This is a genomic window from Prevotella sp. ICM33, from assembly GCF_000517825.1.
Lineage (GTDB): Bacteria > Bacteroidota > Bacteroidia > Bacteroidales > Bacteroidaceae > Prevotella > Prevotella melaninogenica.
Genome location: NZ_JACD01000103.1, coordinates 1 through 5,939, shown reverse-complemented (window position 1 = coordinate 5,939; position 5,939 = coordinate 1). Strand labels below are relative to the sequence as shown.

Annotated in this window: 3 protein-coding genes; 1 reads left to right on the top strand and 2 read right to left on the bottom strand. The window is 42.4% G+C overall.

Annotated features, from left to right (window positions below; genetic code table 11):
• Positions 1 to 403: 403 nt before the first annotated feature.
• Positions 404 to 1,357 (bottom strand): NAD-dependent epimerase/dehydratase family protein, encoded by a 954-nt coding sequence (locus HMPREF1505_RS11980; protein WP_036925727.1) that lies wholly within the window; start codon positions 1,355 to 1,357, stop codon positions 404 to 406.
• Between the two features lie 179 nt (positions 1,358 to 1,536).
• Here HMPREF1505_RS11980 and kbl point away from each other — a divergent pair, with 179 nt between their 5' ends.
• A complete protein-coding gene (gene kbl, locus HMPREF1505_RS11975; RefSeq protein ID WP_013264183.1) occupies positions 1,537 to 2,724 on the top strand; it encodes a glycine C-acetyltransferase in 1,188 nt (395 codons plus the stop codon).
• Between the two features lie 165 nt (positions 2,725 to 2,889).
• On the opposite strand, the gene HMPREF1505_RS11970 is transcribed toward kbl, so the two are convergent.
• Positions 2,890 to 5,532: a thiol protease/hemagglutinin PrtT gene (locus HMPREF1505_RS11970; protein WP_081722963.1), complete on the bottom strand. Its 2,643-nt coding sequence runs from the start codon at positions 5,530 to 5,532 to the stop codon at positions 2,890 to 2,892.
• Positions 5,533 to 5,939 lie beyond the last annotated feature (407 nt).

The following is a 5,939-nucleotide window of genomic DNA, read 5'->3' as shown; positions in this document are numbered from 1 at the left end:
TGTTTTGTCTGGGTGTTGGGTGTTGATTGTTCGGTGATGATGTAAAGTGCGCATCCGAGGGAACATGTTTGATCTGGGTGTTGGGTGTTGATTGTTCGGTGATGATGTAAAGTGCGCATCTGAAGGAACATGTTTGGTCTGGGTGTTGGGTGTTGATTGTTAGGTGATGATGAATAAGTGCGCATCCGAGGGAATATGTTTGGCTTGGGTGTTGGGTGTTGATTGTTAGGTGATGATGAATAAGTGCGTATTTGAGGGAACATGTTTAATAAATAAAAAGAGGTGATTGCCATGTTGGTAACCACCTCTTTGTTTCTTTATACTATTTAGATTATAGCTTGATAGAGTAGTTTAATACGTACTATATTCAAGCTTATGCTAATCTATCTCTTGTGTTGTAGACTTATTTCAACTTAGCTTCAAGATTCTTCAGCATGTCAACAGTCATAGCGTCGAGGTCATACTGAGGTTTCCAATCCCATTCAGCGCGTGCGCAACTGTCGTCAAGACTGTCTGGCCAACTGTCAGCAATACCCTGCTTGAGTGGGTCTACGTCGTATTCCATCTCAAAGTCTGGCTTGTAACGCTTGATAGCATTGAAGATTTCTTCAGGGTCGAAGCTCATTGAAGCAATGTTGAAACCATTGCGATGAACCAAACGAGTTGGATCAGCTTCCATCAATGAGATAGCTGCGTGCAAACCATCTGGCATGTACATCATGTCCATCAGTGTTCCCTTCTTGATAGGACACACGAACTTCTCACCACGAACAGCAGCGTAATAGATGTCAACTGCATAGTCAGTAGTACCACCACCCGGAGGAGTTACATAGGAAATCAAACCTGGGAAACGTACTGAACGGGTATCAACACCATACTTCTTAAAGTAGTAGTCGCTGAGCAACTCTGTGGTAACCTTTGACACACCATAGATTGTACCAGGGCGTTGAACAGTGTCCTGTGGCGTCTGTGTGTGAGGTGTACTCAAACCGAATGAACCTATAGAACTTGGAGTAAAGACCGCACAGTTGTTCTCACGTGCTACTTCCAAGATGTTCCACAGCCCGTCAATACCGATTTTCCAAGCCAGTTGAGGCTTCTTTTCAGCAACTACAGAGAGTAATGCTGCAAGGTTGTAGATGGTGTCAATGTTGTATTTCTTAACAACATCGGCAATCATCTCTGGGTTAGTAACGTCGGCCTCTGCTGATGGACCGCTTTCTTTCAGTTCACCTTTAGGTTCTGCTCCTTTAATGTAACCAGCAACAATGCTGTCGTTTCCATAACGTTTTCTAAGTTCTCGGGTAAGCTCTGAGCCGATTTGACCTGTAGAGCCTATGACCAATACATTTTTCATAAATATTGTTAAGCTTAAATATAACTGGTTGCAAAGTAAGCATATTTTTTGTTGATAACGCACTATTAGGTATTAAAATTATTAAAAAATTAAGTCATCACGTAAAAAAAAACTCCTTAACGTCCTTTTTCTCGTTTTTTATAAGTTACTTTGCCTACTAATAAATAAAATCTAATGTTATGTACGGTAAGATGAAAGAACATCTCAGTAATGCACTTGCTGAGATTAAAGAAGCAGGACTTTACAAAGAAGAAAGAATCATTGAGAGTCCTCAAAGTGCAGCAATCGAAGTAAAAGGTAAGGAAGTTTTGAACTTCTGTGCTAACAATTATCTTGGTCTTTCTAATCATCCACGTTTGATAGAAGGTGCTAAGAAGATGATGGACAAGCGAGGATTCGGTATGTCCTCTGTTCGTTTTATCTGTGGAACACAAGACAGCCACAAGGAACTTGAAGCTGCCATCTCTGATTACTTCAAGACTGAAGACACGATTCTCTATGCTGCTTGCTTTGACGCTAATGGTGGAGTCTTTGAGCCATTGCTCACCGATCAGGATGCTATTATCTCTGACGCACTCAACCACGCCTCTATTATTGATGGTGTACGCCTTTGTAAAGCGAAGCGTTATCGCTATGCAAATGCTGACATGGCAGATCTTGAGCGTTGTCTACAAGAGTCACAGGAACAGCGTTTCCGTATCATCGTTACTGATGGTGTGTTCTCTATGGACGGTAACGTTGCTCCAGTTGACAAGATTTGCGACCTCGCTGAGAAGTATAACGCTCTCGTGATGGTTGATGAGTCTCACTCTGCCGGTGTCGTTGGTGCTACTGGTCATGGTGTAAGCGAACTCTGCAAGACCTATGATCGTGTGGATATCTACACTGGTACACTCGGTAAGGCATTTGGTGGTGCACTCGGAGGATTTACTACTGGCCGCAAGGAAATCATTGACATGCTTCGTCAGCGCAGCCGTCCTTACCTCTTCTCTAACTCACTTGCACCTTGTATTATCGGTGCCAGCCTTGAAGTGTTCAAGATGTTGAAGGAGAGTAATGAACTTCATGACAAGCTTGTTGAGAACGTTAACTACTTCCGCGATAAGATGATGGCTGCTGGTTTTGATATTAAACCAACCCAGAGTGCTATCTGTGCGGTAATGCTTTACGATGCTAAGTTGTCTCAGGTATATGCAGCTAAGCTCCTTGAAGAGGGTATCTATGTAACTGGTTTCTATTATCCAGTAGTACCAAAGGGCGAGGCTCGTATTCGTGTTCAGCTCTCAGCTGGTCATAATCGTGAGCAACTTGACAAGTGTATCAACGCTTTCATCAAGATTGGTAAGGAACTTGGTGTGTTGAAATAGTCTACTTGTAGACACTGATTAGTAGTCAGCACCATTGGTGCTCAGCGTCAGCACGTGTGGTGCTGTTGGTAAGCACCATATGTGCGGAGTACGAATAGATTATTAAAAGATAGAAAAGGAGCGAGTGCCGGGATAGGTACTCGCTCTTTGTTATTGGATAGTTGTTTATCGGATAACGCTTGTGTAACGACTACTTTGTGTGATGATGCGTACCACGTAGGTTCCCTTTGGAATGGAGAGGCTAAGGTTGTCGGTGCCATTCGCAGCACTACTTGCTACCAACATACCATTCATGCCATATAGCTCCACACGCTTCAAGCCCTGCTGCTGTATGTGTAAGCGACCGTCAACGAACTGCAGTGCAGGTTTGATGCTCAATTCCTCCACACCATCTGTTCCTCCCTCAGGATATTTGTCATAGGGTCCATTGATAAGGGAAAGGTAAGGTGACGTTGTCGAAATTGGTAATAAGTCGACATTCTTTCCGTCTACCACACCAAACAATGCCACTCGATAGCGTCGGTTATTGATGAGTTTCTCGGTCTTTGGATCAATCCAGTCGCTGGTTATTATTGCCATATTATCAGCCTGTGCGAGGTCTACCTGTATCGGATTCTTCGTCACTTGGATAGACATACCCGTCACAGTGTCGATAAGATAGAACGTCAGACCACCCTTGTATTGTACGTTCTTTGCAAGAGATGCAATACATGCGACTCTGAATGTTGGACTTTTTGATACATCAAAGTTCTCCATTGGGACACTTCCTTCCTCGTTATCTTGCGCATAAACAGTCGCTTTTGAGAAGATACCAGTCTGACTCTTTTCCTCAATCGTCAGTGTATAAGGTTCTTGTGAAGCACTTTCACGTACCTGACAGCTTACGTTGTCGGCATTGGTGATAGTCGTGCGCAAGTGATAAGTACCCGAAGCAATGTCGTAAGGAAGGTTGAATGGGAGTCTAACACGCTTGGTTGTGAAGACATCAAAGTCAACCACCTCATCCGTCTGTGTGGTATATACCACCTTATTCTCACTGTTGAGGAGTTCTACTTTTACGCTTCCGTTGAAGAAATTAGCATCTAATTTTCGGATGTTCAGACGGAGAACATTCGGCTCACCTAACATCATTTTGTTGTCTAACTTAGGCTCGGTTGTGAGCTGGAAGGTCGACTTTTCCGTTGGCAATTCTAAGTAAGTTATCTTAGCATTTTCCACCTTCATTACGATACGTGGGGCTTTCTTCATACGCGCCCAAGCACCTAATGTTCCATCTTCCAGCATCTGTGCAGCAATAGGATAGAGTGAATAGGTGCCGTTTGTAAGGGTAGAGAAGTCGAGTGTGAAGGTTATCTTGTCATCTATTACACCTCCAGAAACCCACTTCCCTTCGTTAAAGACAAATCGTTCCTTAGTAAATATCTTCCTTCCATCCTGTCCATAAGGTGTTACCTTTACCAGTTTGCCCTCTTGGTCATAGATTCCCAAACCGATATCGCCTACAAGTTCACTTTGACTTTGATTGATAAATCTTGAATACATCACCTTAGCAGTAGCAGATAAGGTTGTTGGAGCATCTCCTACAAACGCCATATCACTTCCGTAATCGAAGTTGATATTAGGCGACTGATACGCTATATCATCATCAATCTTAGGTGTATTAGGTTTGTTGGGATGTATCGCAATGACATGAAGGCGTTTGTTAAAGCTATGCTGTGCACCATTAAACTCACTACCTGTAGACGTTACACTCAAGGTAGCAAGTGAGTAATAGCCATTTGCCTGACCATTCCATCCAAAGTTCATGTGGAACCTATCCTCCTCATCAAAGCCATCGCAAACCCACGCATGACCACCTCCAGTCTTCGAATCACCAGATATGTAGAGTGGGAAACCATTGCGGAGCTCTTTCTTTACAATCTCGATAAAGTTGTCAATACCCTCATATGATCTGGTTACCATTGAGGCATCATAGTCGAAGTAATTGCGCAATGCACGCTCAGCCATATAGCTCTGTGTGCCACTTGCCCTATCCGTGTATTGCATATTGGTTGCAATACCCACATCATTCATCAACAAAGCCACAGCATCTTCCTGTTTTGTAGTAATGTTTCTGCGGTTATAATCAGGCAACATGTTATCCCAATCGTAGTGTGACTTTGTAAAATCGGCTGAGCGAACAGTGTTATCAAACTTCACCGTATAGCTTTCTTGTCCCTTTCCCTGTGCTGGCCATTTATGGTAATACATCACCTGTGCAACTGCAGTAGCCACACACCCCGTTACATATTGGGTCAGCTTGCTGTAGGGGTAGTCCTGTCCCCACTTGCTTTTTAGCAAAGGCTGCACAGCATCAGCTGTTTTTGTTGCTGCTCCTGCACGTGTGGTAAGCGTCTTATGCTTGCCCAACTCCTCATATACCTGTCGATAGGAATCAAAGAGATAACGTGCTTCGGGATTGAGGTTAGCCATATCAATCGAAGCCTCTTTGCTATAAGCTAACACCTTACCCATCTTGTCATCGCCTGCAATAACTACAAAACCTTTGCCTGCATCATCGTTGAAGACGTAGTAAGGTTGTTGTGTTGCCGTTGCTGCCGCACGTGTTTTTATGTTTTGAGCAGCTGTCTTGCTGACATTTACATAGGTTCTTGCTATGCGTAAAGCAGTGTTGAAATCAACATTGTCAGCATAGTTCGCTGTTACAGAAAGTAGGAGGGAAAGAATGAGAAAACTTCTTCTCAATAGGATATTCTGTGCTGAAAAGACAGTTTTTTTGCTATTAATTTGAAATATTGAATATGTCATATCAGGTTTATACCAATGAATTATAGGTTGCAAAGGTACACTATTTTTTTTGATTTCTCTATATATATTAGGAACGGATTGGGGATTAATATATCGATAAAGGGTTGAAATTAATGTGTAATCAGGTGTTAAGACTTATATATTTGCATGGTAACTCTCTCCTAAATTGATACTATGGCAAATCCGTAATCTACAAATAGCTTATTCCTATTAGCCTAATTAGGCTAATTAGACTGATAGGTCCAATTGGGCTAATAGTTTATTATTTTGTTATAATTTTTCATATCATGATTTTAAATACATGCTCTTTTGGCTTCTAAAAGACGCCCGATAGGCTTGCAAAAGGTGTCCTTTAAGCCCCTTACTAAGGCCCTTTTGAAGTCTTATTAAGCACCTTTTATTTTACT

Coding starts and splice junctions, on each gene's coding strand:
- HMPREF1505_RS11980 (WP_036925727.1), bottom strand. CDS start 1,357: ATGAAAAATGTATTGGTCATAGGCTCTACAGGTCAAATCGGCTCAGAG.
- HMPREF1505_RS11970 (WP_081722963.1), bottom strand. CDS start 5,532: ATGACATATTCAATATTTCAAATTAATAGCAAAAAAACTGTCTTTTCA.
- kbl (WP_013264183.1), top strand. CDS start 1,537: ATGTACGGTAAGATGAAAGAACATCTCAGTAATGCACTTGCTGAGATT.